This is a genomic window from Paenibacillus agri (assembly GCF_013359945.1).
Classification (GTDB): Bacteria; Bacillota; Bacilli; order Paenibacillales; family Paenibacillaceae; genus Paenibacillus_AQ; species Paenibacillus_AQ agri.
Genome location: NZ_JABWCS010000208.1, coordinates 26,379 through 51,343 on the forward strand (window position 1 = coordinate 26,379; position 24,965 = coordinate 51,343).

Here is a 24,965-nt window from a genome sequence, read left to right on the forward strand (position 1 = left end):
AAATTCGCTTCTCTTGATGTCAATTTTCACTGAAATTCGTATTCTTGAACAGGGTAAAAGTATTACGAGCACGTAAAAAAAGCATGGCCCAGGTGGGACATGCTTTCGGTTGAATAGCATTATATTTTATTTAAACCCGCGATTGGATTTAAGATCATACCTCAACACCGTTACACTTCTCTCTTCTCTTCCGGATTATAAATGATTCTGGCATAGTCGTAATCTTTAATGTCCATATCGCCCAAATACATCCGTTCATGCTCCGGGACTTCTTCATACAATTCCTTCAGTCTGGCCCTGGCATGCTCAGTGGGATACTCCAAGTAGCTGTAATACGCCTGCCGGCACTTCTCCAAAGAGGTCTCGCCGCCGCTGAGCTTCTGATATGCATTGGCCAGCTCCTTATACTTCTCCTCCGGTTCAGCACTATACAAGACTTCATCAAATGTAATGATCCCCAAATTATCAAATCTAACCGTAGTAGACTCTGTGAAGCTGGTGAACAACGTGCCATTCCGAAACAAGTCCCCGACCTCGTCCAAAGTCATCTTCCATTCAAATGCCGGCGTGTAACAGGATACAAGACCGTCTTCATAGACAACAATATTGGCGATATAATTCTGGCCCTCATGCTTCAGAAACATCGTGAAGCCGTCACCTGCAGCTGTCTGATAAAATTGTTCGGTTTGCACGTAGAACTCGCTAGCATTGGGCGAATGGATCACCCGGCGCCCATGCTGCTGCTGCTTGTCACGCACTGAAATCGTATAGAGATTCTCAAGTTCAGGATTAAGTGTACGGACGGTGTCTTGCAGATATCTTAAGTAAGAGGTCTCATCAAAAGCCCACTCAGCAGACGCAATCTTGTATGCACCCAATCCATGGATCGACAGACTTTCGCCCTCCGGGACTCTCGTAACAAGCCAACCCGCTTCCAGCTTTTCCTTTGCCCCTGTCAAATCTACTAGTTCCCAGCAGTTGACCATACCGTCCTCGTAGACATCCACATTAATATAAAAATACTGATTGTTATTAATGATACCGGGCACCCTGGTTCCTTCTATCCGTTTTTGCCTGCTGATTCGCTGCATGATGTTCGTCTCCTTGCCTATTGATGTTTTTTTCACCTATGAACATTATGCCGAATATTCAGCGTCACATCAAAGCAAATCGGCCGTTAGATGATTGGGATCAATCCGGCTGAGACGGATTTCGCGCTCTAACGAAATCCATCGCTGCGATCTCCTCTTCAGTCAGACTTATGTAGAACAATGGATTCAAAGTTTAAGAAAAAAGCGAGGGAAAAAGCACCCTCACTTATCGCAGTAAATTTAATTTTCTTAAACAGATCTGATAGAGTAAGCTGTATTAAATCATATCCTCCGGCTTGACCATACTGTCAAATTGCTCTTCAGTCAGCAGATTTAGGCGCACGGCGGCTTCTTTAAGGGTAAGCCCTTCTTTGTGGGCAAGCTTGGCGATCTTAGCCGCATTCTCATAGCCGATATGTGGATTGAGTGCAGTCACAAGCATCAGAGAATGATGCAGGTTCCGTTCAATGGTGTTCACATTGGGCTCGATCCCACGCGCACAATGCTCATCAAACGAGATCATCGTGTCGGCGAGCAGCTGGCACGATTGCAGGAAGCTGTGAATGATGACTGGCTTGAACACATTCAGCTGGAAATTCCCCTGACTGGACGCCATACCAATGGTCACATCGTTGCCGAATACCTGACACACCACCATCGTCATCGCTTCACTCTGGGTCGGGTTGACCTTGCCCGGCATAATAGAACTGCCCGGCTCATTCTCCGGGATGCTGATCTCGCCGATGCCGCTGCGCGGGCCGCTCGCCAGCCAGCGGACATCGTTGGCGATCTTCATAAGATCGCCGGACAACGCCTTCAATGCGCCATGCACATACACGAGTTGATCGTGGCTCGTCAGTGCATGGAACTTGTTGGCGGCGGAAGTAAATTCACCGGACAGCTCTGCGGCAATCCCTGCCGCCGCCCTGTCACCAAACTCCGGATGGGCATTGATGCCTGTGCCCACCGCGGTTCCGCCGATCGCCAGCTCCAGCAACGACTTCGAGCTGACTTCAATGAACTGCTCGCACTTCTCGAGCATAGCCGCCCAGGCGCTGATTTCTTGACCAAGGGTGATCGGGGTTGCATCCTGCAGATGAGTCCGCCCGATCTTGATAAGGTCTTTGAACGATTCTGCTTTTGCGCTTAACGTAGCCGCCAGTTGCCGGATCGCAGGCAGCACCTGCCGCTCTACGGCAAGATATGCGGCAATGTGCATTGCTGTAGGAAAAGTATCATTGGAACTTTGACTTTTGTTCACATCATCATTGGGATGGATCACGGCCGAAGCGCCGCTGGACTTTAGAATTTCATTCCCCCGGCGGGCAATGACCTCATTAACGTTCATATTAGTCTGAGTACCACTGCCCGTCTGCCACACTGCAAGTGGGAAATGTTCGTCAAAGTCACCAGCCAAAATCTCGTCCGCCGCCTGTACGATGGCTTGCATCTTGGCATTATCCAACACGCCTAGCTCCGCGTTCGCCTGTGCCGCCGCCTTCTTGATCAGCGCCAGTCCATAGATCAGAGCGCGGGGCATTTTTTCGCTGCCGATTTTGAAATTCTGCAGGCTGCGCTGGGTCTGAGCACCCCAGTATTTATCTGCTGGCACCTGCACTTCTCCAAGCGTATCCTTTTCTATACGATAATCCATGCCATCACCTCATTTTTAGAATAGAAATCAGGCCTTTAGCGGTTCTTCATAACGTCAAAAAGCGAAAGAGGAACATTCGCCGCCTCGATGTTCCTCTGCGCTGCTGTCCGTACTTTCGCTTTTTGATAAATTCTACTCTCTATGCAGCAGCGATGCTCCCGCAATTCCCGGATGGGTCATTTCATAAGGATCAAGGATCATGTTCAGCTCTTCCTCGGTCAGTACATTGTACTTAAGACACAGCTCTCGTACAGATTCCCCGGTCAGAATGGCCTCACGCGCAATTCGGGAGACGACCTCATAACCCAGGTGCGGATTGACAGCGGTAATAATGCCGACACTGCGCTCCACTTCCTGTTCCAGCTTCTCTTTGTTCGCTTCAATTCCGGCCAAGCAATAGTCTGTGAAGACCCGGAACGAATTGTTCATAATGCTGATCGACTGGATCAGGTTGAAGACCAGCACTGGCTCCATTACGTTCAGCTCCAGTTGGCCCGCTTGTGAAGCAAGACAAATCGTGTGATCGTTTCCAATAACCTGGAAGGCCACCTGATTAATGACCTCTGCCATAACCGGATTGACCTTACCCGGCATGATCGAGGAGCCTGGCTGACGAGCCGGAAGCGAGATTTCGTTGAATCCGGAACGCGGACCAGAGGCCATCAGCCGCAGGTCATTGGCGATTTTGGACATGTTCATCATGCAGACTTTCAGTGTCGCCGACACTTCTGTGTAAGCATCTGTATTCTGGGTGGCATCCACCAGATGGTCTGCAGTCACCAGCGGGAAGCCGCTGATCTCCGCCAAATGACGGACCACCTGCACAATATAACCAGGATCGGCATTCAGCCCGGTGCCTACCGCTGTTGCCCCCATGTTCACTTCATATAAATGATGACGGGAGTGCTCGATACGCTTGATATCGCGCTCCAGCACTCTGCTATAGGCTTCGAATTCCTGGCCAAGACGGATCGGTACGGCATCCTGAAGATGCGTCCGGCCCATTTTGATCACCGGATCGAACTCCTGGGCTTTCTGCAGAAATACCTCATGCATACTCCGCATGGTGGCCAGCAGTTGTTCCAGCAGTGACAGTGTGGCAATATGTATCGCCGTCGGGAAGGCGTCATTCGTCGACTGAGCCATGTTAACATGGGAGTTCGGGCTGAGCTGCAGATAATCGCCCTTCTCCTTGCCCAGCAGCTCCAGTGCACGGTTAGCGATTACCTCGTTGGCATTCATGTTCAGCGAAGTACCGGCACCACCCTGAATAGGGTCCACAATAAATTGGTCATGCCACCTACCATCAATGATCTCCCCTGCGGCTTGTACAATCACTTCTCCAAGTCCTTTGTACAATCTGCCCACTTCCATATTGGCCAGAGCTGCGGCTTTCTTCACGATCCCCATCGCTTTGATTAATTCACCATGCACCCGATAGCCGGTAATCGGAAAATTCTCGACCGCACGTAGCGTCTGAATACCGTAATAGGCGTGCTTTTCTACCTGTTTACTGCCCAGAAAGTCTTTTTCCACGCGAAATTCAGTCTCTGACACCGTTCATACCTCCGCATTGTTTTCTTTATAGTTTAGGTTTAGGCCATAGTTCAAGACGAAAGTCCATCCTATATTTCCCTATTGCCTACTAGGATAATACCTTTTATTTTAAGTATTGTCTCCACCTATATACAATAAAGATTACGAAAACCGTAATGCTGCGAGGAAAATGTGCCTCTTAGACAAAGAAAAGCTTATTTTTCAGTACCAGTGAGTTAAGCCCCATACACATCAAATAGTGGATGAAAGGGATCGCGCTCCTCAGCAGACTTATCAGCTTTGTGATTTCCATTACCGCCCTTAACGGCAGCTGGCTGCTGCCGCTGATGCATCTTGATCGGTATCGCCGCCAGCCCCAGTACCGAACCACACAGTACGATCAAGAGCACTATTCCTGTTAGTATCCACATCGTCGTTACCTCCATAATTTTAGATCTGGACTTTCCAGCCCAAGAGACACACTCTATTCATCTCAGATTACCAAGCGGACAGTCCCAGCAATCGTTCACCAAGCTCGTTCAGAATCACCCTCCCGTGTTGTCCTGTCTGGTGGATCTCATTCCAGAATAGAATCCGGTCGCTCCTGCAATCCTCACTATCTTGCGCTGGAACCATAGTCACTGGCAGCAAATCCGAAGTCTGACTAAGCAAAACCAGTTTATCACTGGCATATATCAGTAAATCCCCCACCTCAACAGCTATTGTAAGCCTTCTTCCAGAGTGATCAGCATAATGAAACTCCACTTGCTGGGCTAACAAAGAAATGCAGCCCTCTATCTTTGGACTCTGCATTGAAGCTGCCTGGGCATCGTTTCCCCTAATTCTCAGCCCTTCGAGATACAACCATAGTCCAGGCTGCTCCCATAGTCCGGAAAAAGCTTCATATACCTTATAACGCAGCAGAATATCCCACATGTATGGATGAGATCGTATTACGGATAAATCCTTATTCCATAAGGCCCCTTGTCTGTCTGCTTCAGCTGGCATCAGGGAAAGAAGACGCAGAATATAAAATTTCGGAACGGCCCGCCGCCGCAGAAAATATCCATGCTCTTCCCAACAATCCCAATCCTCTTCCGTCCACCCCGACTGCTCCTCTCCGCTTGCGCCGCAGTTCTGTGACAGCATGTATTCCAGGACCTCCTTCATCTTCATACATATACAACTACTGACCATACTGCATTCAAAAGAACCCTAATAATCTTGCAATGAGTGTCCATTAGATTTATCCCTCTTAATATATAAATACACTTTATAAATGATCTTTATTAATTATGCATTAAAAATAACAGCGCTATGACAGATTGTCAATAGTTCTTCTCCTATCCATCATCCAACTCCAAACAAATGAACCTAAAAAGTATTTACACTTGATAAATGAACCCAAATGGAGTAATTTGAACATATAGAAACCAATTCCGATTCAAAAAGGAGACTGATCACACCATGGAAAGACGCTACGCATCCCATCCCCAAGAAGTCAAACAATTCGATACTGAGCGCCTGCGCAAGGAATTTCATATTCCCGTCCTCTTCGTTCCCGATGAGCTGAAGCTCGTGCTGACCCATGAGGACCGCATGATCATTGGCGGCGCGCAGCCGGTGACGCAAGAAGTCCAACTGACAACAGATCTAAAGGAACTCGGTGTCACGTATTTCCTGGAACGCCGTGAGCTTGGTGTTATTAATGTAGGTGGCGCAGGGACAGTTACTGTTGACGGTACCTCTTACGACCTGGGCACGAAGGAATGTCTGTACGTAGGTCAGGGCTCTAAGGAAGTTAGTTTCAAAAGCAATGATAGCGCAGAGCCGGCTAAGTTCTATCTGAACTCTGCTCCTGCGCATCTATCCTATCCTACTGCTAAGACCACACTGGCCGAGGCCGATTCCAGCGCTCTGGGAGATATCAAGAACTCCAACGAACGCACCATTTACCGCTTCATCCACGCTGATGGTGTGCAAAGCGCACAACTGGTGATGGGCATGACTGAACTGAAACCGGGCAATATGTGGAACACGATGCCTGCCCATATTCATCCACGCCGGATGGAGGCCTACTTCTATTTTGGACTCCCGGAAGACGCAGCAGTGTTTCACCTTATGGGTGAGCCAGACGAGACCCGCCATATTGTCATGAGCAACGAGCAAGCGGTCATCTCTCCAAGCTGGTCGATCCACAGCGGCGTAGGCACAAGCAATTATACATTTATCTGGAGCATGGCCGGTGATAATAAAAGATATGATGATATGGACCCCGTATCCATAAAAGAATTACAATAGAATCACTACATTTACGGAAAGCTGAGGCACAAGGATGAACCCGATTCGACGGCATGAGATGATTATGGAGGTTCTGCTGAACCAAAAGGATGTAACGGTCAATGAACTGAGTGACAAGCTCCAGGTCACAGGTAAAACGATTCGTGAAGACCTGACCCGACTGGAGGAACAGGGGCTGATTGTCCGTGTGCACGGCGGTGCCGTGCTGGCGCAGAGCGACCAGTTCGGCATTCTGCCGTCCCGGGAGCCGCTGGACAAATACGCCGAGGAGAAAAGCGAGATCGCGCAGCGTGCACTGGCCCACATTGAAGAGGATGATATTATCGCGCTGGACGGGGGCAGTACAACGCTCGAAATCGCCCGGCGGCTCGACAACAGGCCGCTGACCGTCATCACCAATGATGTGCATATCATCGGCGAACTGGCTCCCAAGGAGCACATCCGTCTCGTCGTTCCCGGAGGGTACCGTGTCCGCAACATGTTGGCTGGTCCCGAAGCTGTCGCCTATGTGCAGAAGCTGAACATTCAAAAAGCCTTTCTCTCGGCAACCGCCGTACATCTCGAACACGGTCTGTCTATCTATACCGGAGATTTAATCGAATTCAAGCAAGCCTTGGTTGCCACGGCCCGGCAAGTAATTGCGGTGGCGGACCATCACAAATTCGGCCACACCGCACTCCGTACGTTCGCCTCGCTGGAGGAAGTAGATCTCATCCTTACTGACAGTGGCCTCCCAGCGGAGACCGCACAACAGTTCCGGAGCGCCGGTGTAACCCTGGAGTGCGGATCGCAGAATTAATACCTAGATATTAACTACCTTCAGAGGCTTAAAAAGGAGTGTAATTCATATGTCTTCCTTATTCAGCTTGTCCGGCAAAACGGCTCTCGTTACCGGAGGCGCCCGCGGACTTGGACAGGGCATCGCGCTTGGGTTAGCCGAAGCAGGCGCGGATATCGTCTCGGTCTCCTTCAATCCTAGCGACCATACACTGGAAGCTGCCGCAGCCCTTGGTGTCAAGACGCTGGGCATCGAAGCAGACCTCAGTCAGCACAGCGGGCTTCAGGCTGTCTTTGACGAAGCCCTGACCCTTACCGGGCATGTCGATATTCTCGTCAATAATGCCGGAATCATCCGCCGGGCACCCGCGGAGCAGCACAGCGAACAGGACTGGTTCGATGTCATCGACCTTAACTTGCATACCGTCTTTCTGCTCTCGCAAATTGCCGGACGCCACTTCCTGAAACGCAAATCCGGCAAAATCATCAACATCTGCTCCATGCTCTCCTACCAAGGTGGCATCACCGTTCCTGGCTATACCGCCAGCAAGCACGGCGTCGCCGGATTGACCAAGGCCTTGGCCAATGAATGGGCACCTCATGGGATCAACATCAACGCCATCGCCCCGGGCTACATGGCTACAGACAATACCGCGCCAATTCGGGCCGACGAGAAGCGGGCTGAATCAATTCTGGAGCGTATCCCTGCAGGTCGCTGGGGATCACCGGACGATATTAAAGGTCCGGCTGTCTTCCTGGCCTCGGCCGCTTCCGACTATATGAACGGCCATCTTTTGGCCGTAGATGGCGGCTGGTTGGCCAGATAGCTGCACAATTTAAAGGGAGGTCCCTGCCATCTGCGGCAAGGGCCTCCCCTTTTCAAAAAACCTTATTTCTGTGCTTCCCAAATCACCTACAGGAAACTTATTTTACACTCATATAGCGTTCGTAAGCATCTGTCCGGATTTTAATCAATTGCTCTAAGCCCATGTCGTTCAGCTTCTTGATGTACACATCCCAGGTATCGTCGATTCCGCCTTTGGTGACCCACTGGGCGCGCATGGTGGCCACGTAGCCATCAATATCCGTAGTCAGTGTCGGCAATTCCTTGAACTCCTCCGCTGTGTACATTACATTAGGGAACGGCGTCGTCACGAATTTGTTGCCCAGTTTGTCGAGTTCCTGCTTCAGTCCATCCCCGGTTTCTGGATTCAGTACGATGTCCTTCTCGAACGAAGGGCTTACATATTTCGGTCCAAAATCACGCAGCGATTGCTCCCAATACCAGGCATCCGCGCTGGTACCGGCTGGCGGGTCCATCAGGGTATACGTGCCATCGTCATTCTTTTGGATCACGGTACCGATTGCGCCCCAGAAATTCTGGATACTGGCTTCATTCGTATAGAACTGGTCGGCCCAACGAGCGGCGATCTCCGGATTTTTGCAAGACGTCGTAATCAGCATCTCGTTGCGGTTATAGCTCAGACCACTCGGATCTCCAGGCTGATACTTCTTCCCGTCTGGACCGGTAAGCGGTGGAATTGCAATATATTGATCCTTCCACTTGCCGAATACGGCATCCGGCGTCCATTGATACGTGAAGCCGACGATAGCGGCATCCGCATTCTGCTGTTTGGCTGATGTCATGCTGTTGTCTTGCGTGTATAGCTCTTTGTCGATTAAGCCCTCGCTGTATAATTGATGTGCCCATTTGAGGCCTTCTTTATATTCCTCGGACACCGGGATGAAGAGCGGCTTGCCGTCTCTGACCATCATACTGTTTAAATTGATATCTGTGATGCCAAAAGGCGTAAGAAAATCCCCCAGTCCATTCTCCGTAAAAGGAATCTCGTCATTCTTGCCGTTTCCGTTAGGGTCTTGCTCCTTGAAAGCTTTCAGTACGTTGTGGAGATCGTCAATCGTGTCCGGGACCTTCAGTCCCAGTTTGTCAAGCCATGCCTTGTTGATGACAGGCTGGTTCTTGCTCTGCGGCCGGGCCGGCAGCCTGGTTGGCAAAGAGTATACTTTTCCATCAGGATAAGTGCTGATCTTTCTAAGCTCTGGTGTCTCATCCATGGCCGCTTTAAGGTTAGGCATATACTGGGCGATATAATCATCCAGCGGGCGGAAATAACTCAGGTTATTCACGATATCCGAATCGGTGAACGTTTGGTTACCTATGATGATGTCAGGCAGCGTACCACTGGCCAGCATGATGGATTTCTGCTCAGCCCAATCATTGGAGGAGACCACTTGCCATTCGATTTTAACATTCGAGTTCTTCTCCAGATCCTTAAGCCACTGGTTGTTAGTGAAGGTATCGCCCATATTGCCCCAGCGCATGGTCAGAACTTTCAGGGTCACCGGCTCTGTCACAATCGGTAAGCCTTCCTTGTTGAAGCTGCCCGGTGTCTTGGCCGCAGTATTGTCATTTGCTCCCCCGCATGCTGTGAGTCCAAACAGTAATGTAGCCGCAAGCATCATCGTCGCCATTTTTTTAACTGAAGCTTTGGTAGATTTGCTCATCACATTATCCCCCGTTTCATTGTTATAAGAAGTTCTTATCTACTCTTTCACGGCGCCGATCATCACCCCCTGGTTAAAGTACTTTTGCACAAATGGATAAATGCACATAATCGGTACCGTAGCTACAATAATGACGGAATAGCGCATCATGCTGGCGAGTCGCAGGGCAATCTGCGCAGCTTCACCGGTTCCTATTCCCGACTGCATTTGGTTGGTGATGAGAATGTTGCGCAGAATCAACTGCAGCGGATACAGATTCGGATTCTTCAGATAGATCAGCGCGTTAAAAAAGGAATTCCAATACCCTACGGCAATCCAGAGTGCCAGCACGGCTATGATTGCTTTGGACAGCGGCAGTACTACCAGAGTAAAGTACCGGAGGTTGCCACAACCGTCGATCTGAGCCGCCTCCCACAAATCACCGGGAATGCTGGATTGGAAGAAGGTCCTGGCTACGATGATATTGAACACGACTACGGAAAAGGGCAAAACCATCACGAGAAACGTGTCATACAGATGGAAATCCCGAATCGTCAGAAAGGTCGGAATCAGTCCGCCGTTGAAGAACATCGTAAAGATGAAGAACAGAGACAGAAACTTGCGTCCGACAAGGTCTCTGCGAGATAGCGCATACGCCGCTGAGACATTAACAACTAACCCGATCGCCGTGCCGACTACGGTGTACAGGATAGTATTTCTATAGCCGATCCAGATGTTGTCATGCTTTAGCAGCTCCTTATACCCATCCAGTGTGAAGCCGCTGGGAAAGAACCACACCCTCCCGTTTGCTACGGCGGATGGATCACTAAATGAAGCGATTACAATAAAATACAGCGGGTAGATCAGCATCACAAGGAACAACACCGCAACAATGTAAACGCCAAACTCCATCACCCAGTCGGAAGATCGGTTCCTAATGCTCCGACGCTGCTGGATTACAGGCTCCAATTCGCTCATTTGTGCACCCCCCTTCCTACCATAGACTGTTTTCACTAACTTTCTTGGAGATCTGGTTCACAATGATCAGCAGAATAAAGTTGATGATCGTATTGAACAGATTGATTGCCGACGAGAAGCTGTACTGGCTGCTTAGCAGCCCTATTTTATAAACATAGGTAGATAGAATCTCGCTGGATGGTAAGTTCAGATCGTTCTGCATCAGGTACACCTTTTCGAATCCGACACCCAGTAGTCCGCCGACCCGCAGGATCAGTAGCGTCACCGCCGTTGGCATTAGCATGGGAATGTCGATGTACCGGATTTTGTGCCAGCGGCTGGCTCCGTCCACGGTTGCAGCTTCATATAAGCTCGGGTCCACCGCAGACAGTGCAGCGATGAAAATAATGCTGTCCCAGCCGACATGCTGCCACACATCGGACCAGACATACACACTGCTGAACAATGCAGACGAACCCATCAGGTCGGGAGGATCTGCACCAAACAGATTGTAGAGATTGCCGACCAAGCCCGTGCTAGGAGAGAACAAGATTAGCATCAAGCCCACCATAACGACCGTCGAGATAAAGTGTGGCATGTAAGATACCGTTTGAAAAAAACGTCTGAACCGGTTCGGCCGCATCTGGTTAACCATCAATGCCAGCATGATTGGAATCGGGAAAGTCACCATGCTGTAAAGGCTGATCACCAGCGTGTTCTTCAGGGTTGCAGAAAATTGATAGGAGTTGAAGAACTTCTCAAAGTATTTGAGCCCCGCCCAAGGACTGCCTCCTATTCCAGAAGCCGGACTGTAATCCTTAAATGCAATGAGAACCCCGTACATCGGCTTGTAGGCGAACAGCAGGGTCAGTATTACAGCGGGAAAAAGCAGTACATAGAGCCCCCAGTTACGCCTGACTTGTGCCCATGTCCGTCCTGTACTGAATTGACCGGATGACATATGAATCCATTCCCTTCCCCAAAAGATGTGGCCTAAGCTTTCCTCCGCTCACGCTGCTCAATCGATTGAACATCTTCAGTATAGCGGTCCCAGTGCAACAATATCGGACCTCATAGCACCGCTATTCGGACATTTCCAGCTCCATATTCCCTGCAAAATTTATCCCTCCCCTGCCGCATGACAAAAGCATATTGAAATCCAGACTTTTCCATGTTCTTTCCGGACTTTGCTGTCAAAAGCGTATTTTTAGCCATGTTTTTTTAAAATGAAAGTCTTATAATGTGTTTATTACCAAATAAAACGCATTCATTACTATGGATCCAGAAAGGACCGCGCCCCTGGCCTATGGCAAAACACAAACCGAGCAAGCCGTATTCCATCAAATATTACGTACGAATTATGCTCGTCATTTCCTTCATCGCATTAGTTGTGGACCTCGCGATCAGCATTGCCTCCATCTCCATAGTCAAACAGCAGTCCACCCGGTATCTGCAAGACACCGCTGAGCTCTATATCAACCGCATTAACTATGACTTTAACTACATCAGTCACTTTATGGGTTGGGCTTTAGCCAATGATGATAACATCAAGACTATGAGTAATTCCCCCGTGGAAAGCATTGACTTCCGGGAGGCGAACGAGAAGCTGCGTATGCGTTTTGCGGAGCTGCAAAGAAACTACGGTCAGGGGTATAACTTTTTCTTCTATCTGGAGAACCATAACTTCTTTCTAAACTGCGCGCCGATGACCCTCTCCTACAGCGACTATCTGGAAGTCAAAAGGCAAATTATCTCTTTGACCGAGAACAAAGGGGTTTACGACAAGTTCTATTCGAAGTGGACCCCTATTCTCGCCAATGGCAAGTATTTCATTATTAGCTTTGTACCGTATCATGACCGCTACCTGGTGGGGCTCATCTCCGCGAATGACCTGATTGCTCCTCTACAGCAAATGAACCTGGGTGCCGACGGCTATGCCTCCCTAGTCTATAAACATGGCACGATCGTTTCGGGACCAGACTATGAAAAAGGTCAGGAACCACCCTTGCAGGAAGAGTCTAAGCCATCCTTTCTTGACCTGATCCAATCCCGGACTACGGTGATCAGCGATTTTGCCAACGCCTCATTAAGCGTCAAAATGGTCATTAAATTCGGCACCTTTGAGAAAATCATGATTGCCCAGCTGCTGATTCTTGTCCTGTTTTTCCTGCTGATCTTCACCCTAAGCGCTGTAATGATACTGTTCATGCGCAAGGTGCTAAGCCCCATCCAGAGCTTCTCGGAGAATTTGGGCCGCATCAATGCGGAGGGCGAACCGGCTGATTTCGAGAGCAGCACCATCATCGAGCTCGAGCAGGCTAATGGACAATTCAAGCAGCTTGTGGAGCAGCTAAAAAAATTCAAAATCGAGATGTATGAACAGGAGCTGGAGAAGCAGAAGATTCGGCTCGATTACATGAAAATGCAAATCAAACCCCATTTTTTCCTGAATTGTCTGACCAGCATTTACAGCATGGCCCAAATTCAAATGTATGAAGAAATTGAAGAAATGTCGATGGCTACATCTAAGTATTTTAGGTACATTTTTCAGAGCGGAGAAAATTTCGTCCGGCTGGAGGATGAAATCGAGCACGTGCGAATCTATCTGGATATTCAAAAGTCTCGTTACCGGAATGCATTCTCTTATCATATCGAACGTCCTGTGAGTATGGAAGGACTGCAGATTCCGCCCCTGGTGCTCCAGACCTTCATTGAGAATTCCGTAAAGTATGCAGTCTCAAGAGATCAGGAGCTGCAAATCAGGCTGTCGGTGTTTACCCCTTTTAATGTGGAAGCAGGTGACAAGGCTTGTATCCGGATCACCGATACCGGGCCGGGCTTTCCGCCGGAAATCCTGGAGAAGCTGTCGCGGGGAGACCTACTAGATCAAACCGATGGACACCGGATCGGGATCACGAATACCCAGCAAAGACTGGAGCTGCTGTACGGGCGGCAGGCGGAGGTTCATTTCTCCAATATGCTGAGCGGCGGGGCTTGCGTAACCATCCTGCTTCCCAAAGTACCACAGACATGAAGCTGACGAGGAGGGAGTTTGCCGATGAATGCTTTGCTTGTGGATGATGATTATTTTGTAATTACCGCACTGGAGAAAAGGATTGATTGGTCCGCTTTGTCTATTGATCATATTTATACCGCTTACAATGTAGCACAAGCACGTGAAATTCTGCTTCAGCATCCGGTGCATATTCTGATCTGTGATATCGAAATGCCTCAGGGAAGTGGGCTGGAGCTGCTTGCCTGGATTCGTTCCGAGCAATACAGCATCCAGACGATATTCCTGACCAATTATGCTGACTTCAATTATGCGCAGAAAGCGATAGAACTGCAAAGCTTCGATTATTTCCTGAAGCCGATTGAGTTCGACAAGCTGACCCTGATTATCCATAAGGCTGTTGCCAAGGCTAAGGAGCAGCAAAATAACGAAAAAGCGATCCGTGAAGGCGTGCTGTGGCAGAAAAACAGAAGCAAGATGATTGAGCACAGCTGGCGCAGGCTGATCACTGGTAAATCTTTCCCGACGGACCCTGCCAATCTAGCCCCTTATCTAGCTGAGCAGAACCTTCCTTATCAGCCCTGTGATCTATTCCTGCCCGTACTGGTTAATCTGTTTCCCTATGACCGAAGTCTGGGCAAAGAAGACAAGAACCTGTTCGACTATGCGCTGCTAAATGTGATGCATGAATTGTACCAGCATCCCCTCTTTCAAGTGGAAGCAATTACAGAGATCAAGGATTATAACTGGATGATTATTCTAAAATGGAACATTAGTCCTGATCCTGGAATGCTCGAAGGCCACTGCTCCGTCTTCATTGCCCAGGCCAACAAATTCCTGAAATGCGACGCCTGCTGCAACATTGGCAAATCCCTGACGCTCGGGGCGATCCGCAAGGAGATTCAAGAATTGCTGGTAATGAATGAGGAAATGATCAAGCACCGTAACCAGACCTTTCTGTTGGAGCACTACCGCAAATCCGAAGCAATTTATAACCCGCCCGATCTAATCCTGCTGGAGCAGCTGCTGAATGAGAATAATTACACTGCGTTTCTGGAGCTGACCTTAAGCTATCTGCACGAGCTGATTCAGGGCCAAATCGTCAACACCTCGGTGCTCAGCTTGCTGCGGTTAGACATTGTACAGCTCGTATACGCTCATCTCAAGAGCAAGGAGATCGAAGCACATAAGCTCTACATGGGCAGAGCCGGGGACCAACTGTTCATCCATTCCCTGAATTCAATTGAGGATATGCAGCAATATATCGGTTATCTAGTCAACACAGCAGCGGAATACCGCAATTTTGCCGAGCAGCCTAAGTCAGTCGTAGAAGAAATCACTCATTACATTAAAACACATTGCGGTAATGATCTGACACGGAACAGCCTCGCAGAGATTGTCTATCTCAACCCGGATTATCTGGCCCGGCTCTTCAAGAAGGAGACAGGGATCTCACTCGGCAACTATATCATCCAGACCCGACTGGCGGCTGCTAAGCATCTGCTGGAAACCACCAGGCAGTCGGTTTACACCATCGCCAGCAAGGTCGGATATTCGAACTATTCACATTTCTCCAAGCTGTTTAAGCTGGACAACGGCTGCAGCCCCAACGAATACCGTAAAAATCTAAAAGAACTGAAAGAGCTGAAATCCGTTCCCGAATGGAGCTGAGACTCCTAAGAGAACATAAAAGCGTCCGCTCCCGGCATTTCATTAGGGAGTGGACGCTTTTTAACATTAGACAATCACGACACTACACAGCGGCAAATTGACTGTTGTACAAGCGGGCGTAATAGCCTCCGCTCACCAGCAGCTCATCATGAGTTCCGCTCTCCACGATATCGCCGTCCTTCATGTAGAGGATGAGATCAGACTCACGGATCGTTGACAAGCGGTGGGCGATCACAAAGCTGGTACGCCCGGCAATCATTTTCAGGAACGCTTTCTGAATCCGTACCTCTGTCAGGGTGTCAATACTGCTGGTCGCCTCATCCAGAATCAGCATTGGCGGATCCACCAGCATGACCCGGGCAATCGTCAGCAGCTGCTTCTGACCCTGTGACAGATTGTCCCCGGAGCCACTGATCCGGGTATCATACCCTTCCGGCAGACGCTTGATGAAGCCATGTGCATTGGCAGCCTTGGCCGCAGCAACCACCTCTTCATAACTGGCCTCTGGCTTGCCATACGCGATATTCTCGCGGATGGTGCCACCGAACAACCAAGTCTCCTGCAGCACCATCCCGAAATTGCGGCGCAGACTGTCCCGGGTGATGGTGTTAATGTCTACTCCGTCAATCGCGATGGTCCCGCTATCGACATCATAGAAGCGCATCAGCAGGTTGACCAGCGTCGTCTTCCCCGCTCCCGTCTGCCCTACAATCGCCACCCGGGTTCCCGGCTTCACTTCCAGGCTGAACCCGGTAATGAGTGGCCGCTCCGGATCATAAGCAAAACGCACTTGATCGAACGTGATCGTTCCCTGGCTGGTATGAAGCTCCACAGCCCCTTCGGCATCCGGTTTTTCCGGTGCTAAATCCATTATCGCGAAGATACGCTGCGCTGAGGCCGTCGCTGCTTGCAATTGTGTAATCACTCCAGTGATTTCGTTGAACGGCTTAGCGAACAGGTTCGAATAGATCAAGAAACTGGAGAGATCCCCTACTGTCAGGTGGTTCATAATGACCATGACACTGCCGATCATCGCAATGACCGAGAATGTCAGATTGTTTACCAGTCGGGTCGTTGGATTCGATAGTGAACCATAGAACTGCGATTTTACACCTGTCTGGTACAGCGCTTCATTCTGCTCAGCAAACGCTGCAAAAGCACGCTCTTCATACTGATAAGCTTGAACAACCTTCTGCCCGCCAACCAGCTCTTCCACATAACCGTTCAGCCCACCAAGAATTTTAGCCTGATCCCGGAACATCTGCTGCGAACGGGTCGTAATAAAACGCGCTGCAAAATACGAAGCCGGAGCGGACAAGAGCACCACCAGAGTCATGAGCGGACTGATGTAGAGCATCAGCCCTATCGCTCCCGCAATCGTAACCACACCGGTCAGAAGGGTAGAAAAGCCTTGCTGCAACCCGTCCGAGACAGCATCCATGTCGTTGACAAAACGGCTGATGCTATCACCTTGCGGATGATTATCATGAAATTTCAGCGGCAAGACGTTCAGCTTGTCAAACAGCTCACGCCGCATATCATTGATAGTCCGGTAAGCGATCCGGTTCATCAGCGCCGTAAGCAACCATCCAAAGAGACTGCCGACAAGATAGATAGCACCGAGAATGAGCAGCAGGCGCAGAACGGCCGAAAAATCAACTTTTCCCGGACCGATCATAAAGTCAATTGCCTTACCGATCAGGAGCGGCCCAATTAAACTGGCCACCACGCTTAGAATGGCACAGATGACCGCGAGAATCATCAGGCTTCGGTACTGGGATGTATAGACGATGAGTCTCTTCCACGTATTATTTCTTTTCATTGTCCAGACTCCTCACTCGATAACTGGGACAGGCAGATTTCTTTATACTCTGCACAGCTGTCCATCAGTTCTTCATGACTTCCGATGCCGGCAATCCGCCCCTCCTCAAATACGATAATTTTATCCGATTGCCGTACCGTGCTTACCCGTTGGGACACCACAAGCACGGTCATTTCCCGGCTGTATTCTTTTAGCGCCTTGCGCAGTGCTGCATCTGTGGCAAAATCAAGCGCGCTAGATGAGTCATCCAGTATCAGAACCTGTGGCTTACGGATGACAGCGCGTGCGATAGTCAGACGCTGTTTCTGTCCGCCGGACAGATTCATTCCTCCTCTGGACACCTTGGTATTCAGTCCTTCCGGCAGCTTGTGAATAAATTCAGCTGCTTGGGCTACTTCGGCTGCCCGCAGGATCTCCTCTTCTGTTGCCCCTTCATTACCCCAGCGGATATTATCCGCGATAGTGCCCGTGAATAGCAGTGCTTTCTGCGGAACAATCGCAATCTTCTCCCGCAGCCGGGAGAGCGGATACTCTCTAACATCCAGGCCATCCACAGTGATGCTTCCCTCCACTGCATCATAGAAACGGGGAATCAGATTCACAAAGGTAGACTTCCCGGAACCGGTACTGCCGATCAGTCCAATCGTCTCCCCCCTATTTATAACCGCAGAGATATTATCCAGTGCCAGCTCACCGGTACTGCTGTATCCGAAGGACACTTGGTCAAAGGCAATCTTGGGTACCTCCCGGTGACCGGCAGGCTCGCTAAGACCGGTGTCTTGTACCGAGGAAGTTACCGCCAGCACTTCATTGATTCGGCTCGCTGAAGAAGATGCCTTGGTGAAAATGATTACCAGATTGGAGACCACAATCAGTGCCAGTAGGATCTGCGTAACATAGTTGATAAAAGCAATGATCTCCCCTTGCGAGAGACGGCCGCTATCGATGTGAAAGCCACCGGCCCAAAGGATAGCTATAATCGCTGCGTTCACCACTAATGTGGTGAGCGGTCCCAGCCAGGCAGAGATGCGTCCAACCCGAATCGCCGTAGCTGTCAAATCATCGGAGGACTCTGCAAAACGAGCGCGCTCCTGGCGGCTCTTGGCAAAAGCGCGAATAACACGCAGACCGGACAGATTCTCGCTCAGTACCAGTGCCAATGCATCCAGCTTCTTCTGATACAGGCGATATAATGGAGATGTCCGACTGATAATCAAGTATAGAATAATCCCGAATACGGGCGTGGCTGCCAGCAGAATCAGGGACAACCGGAAGTCGAGAATCATGGACATGATAATCGCTCCGATACAGATAAACGGTGCCCGGATCACCAGGCGGATCAGCATGGCAACGGCCAGTTGCAGCTGATTCACGTCATTCGTGATCCGGTTGATCAACGAAGGCGTCCCAAAGGTATCCAGTTCGGCATAAGACAATGACGAGATGTGACGAAACATCTTGTTGCGAAGCGTGGTACCAAAACCCTGTGAGGCCCGGGCAGCATAATACTGGCAGATCATCGAGCAGCCGAAGCCGAGGAGCGACATCAGGAGCATCAGCCCGCCCATCCGGTACACATATCCGCTGTCCTGATGCCCGATTCCATTATTGATAATCAGGGCAACAAAGGTTGGCAGCAGCAGCTCCAGGATCGCCTCCAGCAGCTTGAAGATGGGGCCGATGATGGCTTCTTTTCGATACGGTTTTAAATACACAGCAATTTTGAACACAGGAATCCACACCTAACCTAAGAAGTAGTATTTGATTTTTCTATAAGACCAGTTATGATTATGTCATATCTTTTTTCATATTAATAATATTTGATTCGTATCAGTGCGATACGATATACATATCTCAACTGGAGGTTTCCCATGGACATCAGGCAGCTCAAATACTTTTTGGCTATCGCCGAGGAAGGTCAAATCACTTCCGCTGCACGCAAGCTGCAGATGGCCCAGCCACCTCTGAGCCAGCAGCTCAAGCTTCTTGAAGATGAGCTCGGCGTCAAGCTCTTCGAGCGTGGCCCCCGTAGCGTACAGCTCACCGATGCAGGCATCATTCTACGAAACCGGGCGCAGCAGATTCTGGAGCTGGCCGACTCCACTACCCGGGAGATTAATGACTTCGCCAAAGGTATGAAAGGAACGATTACTGTCGGGACCGTCTCCTCCTCCGGCGCGACGCTGCTTCAGGATAGACTGCGCGAATTCCACAAAATGTATGCTGGTATCAAATTTGAAATTCATGAAGGCAATACTTTTATGGTAATAGACCTTCTCAATAAAGGAATCGTAGAGGTCGGCATTGTCCGCACTCCTTTTAACACTACGAATCTTGAATGCAAATACAGCAGTGCAGAGCCTATGATCGCCGTGATGACCCCCGACTACGATTGGAGCGAGGGTGAAGCATTCATGGAGGTTGGTGAGCTGCAAAACAAACCGCTGATCATTTATCGGCGGTTCGAACAGCTAATCCGCGAAGCCTGTATCGATCAGGGCTTTGAACCCTCCTTCTTCTGCATGAATGATGATGCCCGTACCACACTGCTCTGGGCCAACGCCGGGCTGGGTGTCGGTATTATTCCCAAATCTGCCTTTGGACTCGTGAATAACAGTAATTTGTTGTACAAGGAGATTCGCAGCGAGACGCTGCGCACCCGCGTTGCTGCCATCTGGATGAAGGACAAATATCTCTCCTCGCTGGCAGCCAAATTTATTGAATGCTTTGGCTAAGACGTAAGCTTTATAGAGAACGCAAATAACCCGTCCTGGTATGCACCAGAGACGGGTTATTTACTCTTTATAGAGGTGTTAATTGGCTACGCAATTACACCATGATTTTGCAAATATCGTTCGTGAACTGCACAGGATCGCCTACCTGCAGACCTTCAATCAACAGAGCTTGGTTGTACAGCAGGTTCGTGTACAGACTCAGCTTCTCTTTATCATTGTCCGAAGCCGCCTTCAGGGACTGGAACACTTCGTGATTGATATTGATCTCCAGCACCTTGTCTGCTTGCACTTCCTGGCCGTTCGGCATGGATTTCAGGATTTTCTCCATCTCGATGGTCAGCTCGCCTTCAGTGGAGAGACAGACTGGATGAGTCTTAAGGCGTTTAGAAGCCTTGACATCCTTAACCTTGCCGGACAGAATGCCCTTCATTGCTTCGAATAGCTCTTTGTTCTCATTCTCTTCAGCATCGGTAGGCTTGTCTGCAGCATCAGTCTCGATGCCAAGATCGCCGCTGGAGACGGATCTGAATTCTTTTTCCTTGTAAGACGTAATCATCTTGATCGCGAATTCATCGATATCATCGGTGAAGTAGAGAATTTCATAGCCTTTATCAGCAACCAGTTCGGTCTGTGGCAGCTTCTCGATACGCTCTACGGACTCACCTGCGGCATAATAGATATACTTCTGATCTTCCGGCATTCTTGACACATATTCGTCCAGTGTAACCAGCTTCTTCTCTGTGGAAGAGTAGAACATCAGCAGGTCCTGCAGCGTGTCCTTATGCATGCCGTAATCGTTATATACACCGAATTTAAGCTGTCTGCCGAAGGCGCTGTAGAACTGATTGTATTTCTCTCTTTCGTCCTTAAGCAGGCTTTGCAGCTGGCTCTTGATCTTGTTCTTAATGTTCTTGGCAATCAAAGTCAGCTGGCGGTCATGCTGCAGCAGCTCTCGGGAAATGTTCAGCGACAGATCTTCTGAATCTACCATCCCTTTGACAAAGCTGAAGTAATCCGGCAGCAAATCGCTACATTTGTCCATGATCAGGACGCCGTTGGAGTACAGCTCCAGGCCCTTCTCATATTCCTTAGTATAGTAGTCAAACGGCGTATTCTCAGGGATAAACAGAATCGCGTTATAGACAACCGCACCGTCTGCACTGATGTGAATGTGCTTGAGCGGCTGGTCGAAACCGTAGCGCTTCTCGGCATAGAAATTGTTATAATCCTCGTCCGTCAGCTCGTTCTTATTCTTCCGCCAGATCGGCACCATGCTGTTCACGGTTTGTTCTTCGGAGATTTCCTCGAACTCGTTCTCGCTGTCAGCCTTAGGCTGGCTGGTGGTGATATCCATCTTGATCGGGAAGCGGATGAAGTCAGAGTATTTCTTGATGATAGACTTCAGACGATACTCTTCCAGGTATTCATCATATTGATCTTCTTCGGTGTTCGCCTTGATCTTCAGTGTGATCTCGGTACCGACACTGTCTTTCTCAGCCGGTTCGATGGTATAGCCGTCAGCGCCTTTGGATTCCCATTTGAACGCTTCACTGCTGCCCAGCGCCTTACTGATAACCGTTACATCGTCTGCGACCATAAAGGCGGAATAGAAGCCAACACCGAACTGACCGATAATGTTATGGCCGTCCTTCGCTTCATTCGCTTCCTTGAAGGCCAGGGAGCCGCTCTTCGCGATAACGCCAAGGTTGTTCTCCAATTCCTCAGCAGTCATACCGATACCTGTATCGGTAATGGTCAGCGTTCTGTTTGCCTTATCAGCAGTCACTTTAATATAGTAATCTTCTTTATTGAAGACCAGCGAATCGTCGGCTAACGCTTTGTAATAGATTTTATCAATAGCATCGCTGGCATTCGAGATCAGCTCTCTGAGAAAAATCTCCCGCTGCGTATAGATGGAGTTAATCATCATCTCCAGCAGGCGCTTGGATTCGGCTTTAAACTTTTTTTTGGCCATGAATAAATTGATCTCCTTTCAAGATAAGCATCTTTATAAGACGAATGTATGATCCGAACGTAAGCTCGATCGTCACTACGGTGAATGTTTGGACTTTCGGCCGCTGTTGTCCCCAGATTTCTTTATTATAAACCGCTGCTAGCGGTTGAAATCCGGTGAGCTTATGCTTCCGATGAGAGCTTTCCTTCGGAAAGCTTTCAGGCTGGACGCTCTCGCTGCTACAGTTCCAAACCTTCCCCTTCATTCCTTCTCGCTTTTTGTTAACCTCTTTTATTCGTCTCATATGGTCAAAACAACAAAATGATTAGCACTCCACTCCAGTGAGTGCTAACACTTCTTTTTATATACCATATAATAATTTTAGATGTCAATATATTACTGCATTTTTGCTAGAATTCCTGGCTTTTCACTGCATGATTCATGTATCACTTTCACAGCCCTGCTGCCTGCGTTCCCGCATCCTGCATCAGCATCTGAATCAGAGATTGCAGGGGTTGAGACTTCCATTTCTTGGGGTGAATTAGCAATTGCAAATCAAAATGGATTTCAGGATGATTAAAATTCAGCTCGGCCAGATAGCCCCGCTCAATCTCCTCCTGGGCCACAATCCGTGGAAGCAGCGCAATGCCCAGTCCGTTCATGACACAGCGCTTGATCGCCTCCAGGTTGGACAGCTCGAAGCCTATGCGGAACACAATGCCATGCTCCTTGAGCAAATTCTCGAACAGACTCCGGTAAATACAGCTTTCCTCCGAGACAATGAATTCACAATTATTCAAATGCTTGAGCTTAACGCTGTCCAGTGCAGCCAGTGGATGTCCAACGGGAGCGATTAGTACCAGTGGCTCCTCCCGGATAATCGTGCGGTTCAGGAAGGAATCTGCCGTGCTGCGGTCCAGCATAAGTCCGATATCAACTTCCCCGTCCTTTATTTTATTGACCAGATTGGCTTCCTGCTGTGTCTGCAGATGAATGTTCAATCCCGGAAACCGGGTCCGCAGCTGCTGAAGAAAAGGAGGCAAATAAAACGCGGCCAGGGAATCTATCGTTCCGATCGTCAGTGTCCCGCCAATTTGCTGAGCAATCGTTTCTTTGGAACGATCATACAAATCCAGCATTTCCACAAACAGCTTTAACAGCTCCTCCCCCGGAGGAGTCAAGCGCAGCTGGCGTCCATGCCTTTCCATAAGCGGAACACCATACTCCTTCTCGATCTTCTGGATCTGCATCGTAACGCTCGACTGGGCATAACCCAGCTCCTCGGCGGCACGGGTAAAGCTCTGACGCTTAGCTACTTCACGGAATGTTCTCAAGTATGTCAAATCCATAATCTCACCCTAACATCAATAATAATGATGATCCATATCATTTATTATAGATAACACCGATGAATTATTCCATGGTAAAGTAATCTTACAGCAACTAAAATGTTGGAGGCCGATAATCATGCTTACAGAACAACAGGTTTTTGGAGTATATGTCCCCGTGGTCACTCCGTTCAATACAGCCGGTGAAGTTGATCTGGATTCGTATGAGCATTATGTGAACAACATCATTAAGCATAATATTCAGGGTCTGGTTGTAAACGGAACCACTGGCGAATCGCCGACGGTTACCGTGGAAGAATTTCAGCTCCTGGTCAATGCATCCCGTGAGCTTTTAAAGCAATCCTCTATCCCGCTTATGGTTGGTACTGGAACGAACGATACCGCATCCACTGTAAAACGTACAGAGCTGGCCGGTCATTTGGGCGCAGATGCCGCACTCGTTGTAGTTCCTTATTACAGTCGTCCCTCGCAGCAAGGCATTATTGAGCATTTCCGCAAGGCTGCAGAGGTTGGCGTACCGATCATGGCCTATGATATTCCCGGAAGAACCGGTGTTGGCATGACTGTCGATACAGCACGGACGATTCTGGAGATGGACAATGTTGTTGGTCTAAAAGACTGCTCAGGTTCGCCACTGCTGGTCACCGAGCTGACCAAATACGGCTCCAAGCCCATTCTGTGCGGCGATGATCAGCATTTCTTGGATATGCTGGGACGCGGCGCTGCTGGCGGAATGCTGGCTTCGGCGAATGTACGTCCGGCAGAATTCATCGAGATCTACGAATATTTTGCTTCCGGACAACTGGAGCAGGCCAAAGCGGCCTTCGAGCGTCAGACTCCACTGATCTCTCTGCTATTCAAAGAATCCAATCCCGCTCCCATCAAATGGCTGCTTAGCCATACTGGAGTCATTGGTTCCGATACCCTTCGGCTGCCACTGATGTCTATCAGCACCGGGCTGCAAGAAGAACTTCGTGCGTATCAGGCCGGAGCGCTTGTATCCGGGTTGTAACAGTTACGCAATCATCCATATTGAAAGGCTGCCCGCTCCGTTTCTAACGGCTGAAGGCAGCCTTTATTTTTTCTTAAGCGTACGTAATCCGTCCTCATATCTTTGTAGATAATCCGCCAGCGAAATCTTGCGGCACAGCTCCGCGAGCAGATTGTAAGGAATGACCGCTGGATTTTTGAAGCGTATGCAGCTTTTTCCCATATCAAGTTTGGTCTGGACATGCTTCGGGTACTCTTCCTGAAACCAGGTTAGCACCTCGGGAAAGATATATATGCCCATATGATAAAAAGCGATATGGTTCTTCTGGGAAGCTAAGCTGATAAACGGGAGGGGCTCCTCGGGCTTCACATGATAACCAGATGGATAGATGCTGTGCGGGACGACATAACCGATCATGTCATAGGTCATGGTCTCTTGGAAGCCTTCCGGCAGATTATCGGAAACCGTCTTTCTCAATACCTCCATCGCTTGCTGTCGCTCCTCTGGCAGTTGATGAATATAGTCCTCCGGACTGCTGGCATCATACTTCATTATGTACCCTCCATTCGCGTTACTTCAATTGTTGACCATCCGCTCTATCATACCAAA

20 protein-coding genes are annotated in these 24,965 nt (G+C 49.3%); 7 read left to right on the top strand and 13 right to left on the bottom strand.

What is annotated here, in order from left to right; translation table 11 throughout:
* Positions 1-170: 170 nt before the first annotated feature.
* From HPT30_RS13340 to HPT30_RS13360, 5 genes are all read right to left on the bottom strand, one after another.
* Complete coding sequence (locus HPT30_RS13340; RefSeq protein WP_175371866.1) at positions 171-1,091, bottom strand: DUF7638 domain-containing protein; 921 nt, start codon at positions 1,089-1,091, stop codon at positions 171-173.
* A gap of 277 nt (positions 1,092-1,368) precedes the next feature.
* Entirely contained in the window at positions 1,369-2,745 is a 1,377-nt protein-coding gene (gene fumC / locus HPT30_RS13345) for a class II fumarate hydratase (RefSeq protein WP_175371867.1), read from the bottom strand.
* A 132-nt stretch (positions 2,746-2,877) separates the two neighbouring features.
* On the bottom strand, positions 2,878-4,302 hold the full coding sequence (gene aspA / locus HPT30_RS13350) for an aspartate ammonia-lyase (RefSeq protein WP_175371868.1): 1,425 nt from the start codon (positions 4,300-4,302) through the stop codon (positions 2,878-2,880).
* A 215-nt stretch (positions 4,303-4,517) separates the two neighbouring features.
* Positions 4,518-4,712, bottom strand: coding sequence for a hypothetical protein (locus HPT30_RS13355; protein WP_175371869.1), 195 nt, complete (start codon positions 4,710-4,712; stop codon positions 4,518-4,520).
* Between the two features lie 67 nt (positions 4,713-4,779).
* Positions 4,780-5,430, bottom strand: coding sequence for a hypothetical protein (locus HPT30_RS13360; protein WP_175371870.1), 651 nt, complete (start codon positions 5,428-5,430; stop codon positions 4,780-4,782).
* 318 nt (positions 5,431-5,748) lie between these two features.
* Between HPT30_RS13360 and kduI the strand changes: the two genes are divergently transcribed.
* From kduI to kduD, 3 genes are read left to right on the top strand one after another with little or no spacing between them, the layout of a single operon-like run.
* Positions 5,749-6,582 carry a 5-dehydro-4-deoxy-D-glucuronate isomerase gene (gene kduI / locus HPT30_RS13365; protein WP_175371871.1) on the top strand — a complete coding sequence of 278 codons (834 nt, stop codon included), beginning with the start codon at positions 5,749-5,751 and terminating at the stop codon, positions 6,580-6,582.
* A gap of 34 nt (positions 6,583-6,616) precedes the next feature.
* Positions 6,617-7,381 (top strand): DeoR/GlpR family DNA-binding transcription regulator, encoded by a 765-nt coding sequence (locus HPT30_RS13370; RefSeq protein WP_175371872.1) that lies wholly within the window; start codon positions 6,617-6,619, stop codon positions 7,379-7,381.
* 49 nt (positions 7,382-7,430) lie between these two features.
* Positions 7,431-8,186: a 2-dehydro-3-deoxy-D-gluconate 5-dehydrogenase KduD gene (gene kduD / locus HPT30_RS13375; RefSeq protein ID WP_175371873.1), complete on the top strand. Its 756-nt coding sequence runs from the start codon at positions 7,431-7,433 to the stop codon at positions 8,184-8,186.
* A 97-nt stretch (positions 8,187-8,283) separates the two neighbouring features.
* On the opposite strand, the gene HPT30_RS13380 is transcribed toward kduD, so the two are convergent.
* The 3 genes from HPT30_RS13380 to HPT30_RS13390 are packed head-to-tail and all read right to left on the bottom strand — an operon-like array spanning position 8,284 to position 11,782.
* The gene (locus tag HPT30_RS13380; protein WP_175371874.1) at positions 8,284-9,885 is read right to left on the bottom strand and encodes an extracellular solute-binding protein; all 1,602 of its coding nucleotides are present in this window, start codon (positions 9,883-9,885) and stop codon (positions 8,284-8,286) included.
* Between the two features lie 39 nt (positions 9,886-9,924).
* Entirely contained in the window at positions 9,925-10,842 is a 918-nt protein-coding gene (locus HPT30_RS13385) for a carbohydrate ABC transporter permease (protein WP_175371875.1), read from the bottom strand.
* Positions 10,843-10,858: 16 nt separating this feature from the next.
* Entirely contained in the window at positions 10,859-11,782 is a 924-nt protein-coding gene (locus tag HPT30_RS13390; protein ID WP_175371876.1) for an ABC transporter permease, read from the bottom strand.
* 345 nt (positions 11,783-12,127) lie between these two features.
* On the opposite strand from HPT30_RS13390, the gene HPT30_RS13395 reads away from it, so the two are divergent.
* Together HPT30_RS13395 and HPT30_RS13400 are read left to right on the top strand one after the other, a co-directional pair.
* Positions 12,128-13,855: a sensor histidine kinase gene (locus tag HPT30_RS13395; RefSeq protein ID WP_246317068.1), complete on the top strand. Its 1,728-nt coding sequence runs from the start codon at positions 12,128-12,130 to the stop codon at positions 13,853-13,855.
* Between the two features lie 24 nt (positions 13,856-13,879).
* Positions 13,880-15,505, top strand: coding sequence for a response regulator transcription factor (locus tag HPT30_RS13400; RefSeq protein ID WP_175371877.1), 1,626 nt, complete (start codon positions 13,880-13,882; stop codon positions 15,503-15,505).
* An 82-nt stretch (positions 15,506-15,587) separates the two neighbouring features.
* On the opposite strand, the gene HPT30_RS13405 is transcribed toward HPT30_RS13400, so the two are convergent.
* Both HPT30_RS13405 and HPT30_RS13410 read right to left on the bottom strand, forming a co-directional pair.
* Positions 15,588-17,327 carry an ABC transporter ATP-binding protein gene (locus HPT30_RS13405; protein WP_175371878.1) on the bottom strand — a complete coding sequence of 580 codons (1,740 nt, stop codon included), beginning with the start codon at positions 17,325-17,327 and terminating at the stop codon, positions 15,588-15,590.
* Positions 17,324-19,057, bottom strand: coding sequence for an ABC transporter ATP-binding protein (locus HPT30_RS13410; protein ID WP_175371879.1), 1,734 nt, complete (start codon positions 19,055-19,057; stop codon positions 17,324-17,326). Before HPT30_RS13410 ends, HPT30_RS13405 begins: the two co-directional genes overlap by 4 nt.
* A 141-nt stretch (positions 19,058-19,198) precedes the next feature.
* Between HPT30_RS13410 and HPT30_RS13415 the strand changes: the two genes are divergently transcribed.
* The gene (locus HPT30_RS13415) at positions 19,199-20,062 is read left to right on the top strand and encodes a LysR family transcriptional regulator (protein WP_175371880.1); all 864 of its coding nucleotides are present in this window, start codon (positions 19,199-19,201) and stop codon (positions 20,060-20,062) included.
* A gap of 94 nt (positions 20,063-20,156) precedes the next feature.
* On the opposite strand, the gene htpG is transcribed toward HPT30_RS13415, so the two are convergent.
* Both htpG and HPT30_RS13425 read right to left on the bottom strand, forming a co-directional pair.
* Positions 20,157-22,037 carry a molecular chaperone HtpG gene (gene htpG / locus HPT30_RS13420; RefSeq protein ID WP_175371881.1) on the bottom strand — a complete coding sequence of 627 codons (1,881 nt, stop codon included), beginning with the start codon at positions 22,035-22,037 and terminating at the stop codon, positions 20,157-20,159.
* Between the two features lie 431 nt (positions 22,038-22,468).
* Positions 22,469-23,365, bottom strand: coding sequence for a LysR family transcriptional regulator (locus tag HPT30_RS13425; protein ID WP_175371882.1), 897 nt, complete (start codon positions 23,363-23,365; stop codon positions 22,469-22,471).
* A gap of 118 nt (positions 23,366-23,483) precedes the next feature.
* Between HPT30_RS13425 and dapA the strand changes: the two genes are divergently transcribed.
* Complete coding sequence (gene dapA, locus HPT30_RS13430; protein ID WP_175371883.1) at positions 23,484-24,377, top strand: 4-hydroxy-tetrahydrodipicolinate synthase; 894 nt, start codon at positions 23,484-23,486, stop codon at positions 24,375-24,377.
* A 63-nt stretch (positions 24,378-24,440) separates the two neighbouring features.
* On the opposite strand, the gene HPT30_RS13435 is transcribed toward dapA, so the two are convergent.
* Positions 24,441-24,908, bottom strand: a complete 468-nt coding sequence (locus tag HPT30_RS13435) for a DUF1801 domain-containing protein (protein WP_175371884.1) — start codon at positions 24,906-24,908, stop codon at positions 24,441-24,443.
* Positions 24,909-24,965: the final 57 nt, after the last annotated feature.

Bases quoted from the DNA above. Each gene is read 5' to 3' on its own strand.
- HPT30_RS13340 (WP_175371866.1), bottom strand. From the start codon at position 1,091: ATGCAGCGAATCAGCAGGCAAAAACGGATAGAAGGAACCAGGGTGCCC.
- fumC (WP_175371867.1), bottom strand. From the start codon at position 2,745: ATGGATTATCGTATAGAAAAGGATACGCTTGGAGAAGTGCAGGTGCCA.
- HPT30_RS13355 (WP_175371869.1), bottom strand. From the start codon at position 4,712: ATGTGGATACTAACAGGAATAGTGCTCTTGATCGTACTGTGTGGTTCG.
- HPT30_RS13360 (WP_175371870.1), bottom strand. From the start codon at position 5,430: ATGCTGTCACAGAACTGCGGCGCAAGCGGAGAGGAGCAGTCGGGGTGG.
- kduI (WP_175371871.1), top strand. From the start codon at position 5,749: ATGGAAAGACGCTACGCATCCCATCCCCAAGAAGTCAAACAATTCGAT.
- HPT30_RS13370 (WP_175371872.1), top strand. From the start codon at position 6,617: ATGAACCCGATTCGACGGCATGAGATGATTATGGAGGTTCTGCTGAAC.
- kduD (WP_175371873.1), top strand. From the start codon at position 7,431: ATGTCTTCCTTATTCAGCTTGTCCGGCAAAACGGCTCTCGTTACCGGA.
- HPT30_RS13380 (WP_175371874.1), bottom strand. From the start codon at position 9,885: ATGAGCAAATCTACCAAAGCTTCAGTTAAAAAAATGGCGACGATGATG.
- HPT30_RS13385 (WP_175371875.1), bottom strand. From the start codon at position 10,842: ATGAGCGAATTGGAGCCTGTAATCCAGCAGCGTCGGAGCATTAGGAAC.
- HPT30_RS13390 (WP_175371876.1), bottom strand. From the start codon at position 11,782: ATGTCATCCGGTCAATTCAGTACAGGACGGACATGGGCACAAGTCAGG.
- HPT30_RS13395 (WP_246317068.1), top strand. From the start codon at position 12,128: ATGGCAAAACACAAACCGAGCAAGCCGTATTCCATCAAATATTACGTA.
- HPT30_RS13400 (WP_175371877.1), top strand. From the start codon at position 13,880: ATGAATGCTTTGCTTGTGGATGATGATTATTTTGTAATTACCGCACTG.
- HPT30_RS13405 (WP_175371878.1), bottom strand. From the start codon at position 17,327: ATGAAAAGAAATAATACGTGGAAGAGACTCATCGTCTATACATCCCAG.
- HPT30_RS13415 (WP_175371880.1), top strand. From the start codon at position 19,199: ATGGACATCAGGCAGCTCAAATACTTTTTGGCTATCGCCGAGGAAGGT.
- htpG (WP_175371881.1), bottom strand. From the start codon at position 22,037: ATGGCCAAAAAAAAGTTTAAAGCCGAATCCAAGCGCCTGCTGGAGATG.
- HPT30_RS13425 (WP_175371882.1), bottom strand. From the start codon at position 23,365: ATGGATTTGACATACTTGAGAACATTCCGTGAAGTAGCTAAGCGTCAG.
- dapA (WP_175371883.1), top strand. From the start codon at position 23,484: ATGCTTACAGAACAACAGGTTTTTGGAGTATATGTCCCCGTGGTCACT.
- HPT30_RS13435 (WP_175371884.1), bottom strand. From the start codon at position 24,908: ATGAAGTATGATGCCAGCAGTCCGGAGGACTATATTCATCAACTGCCA.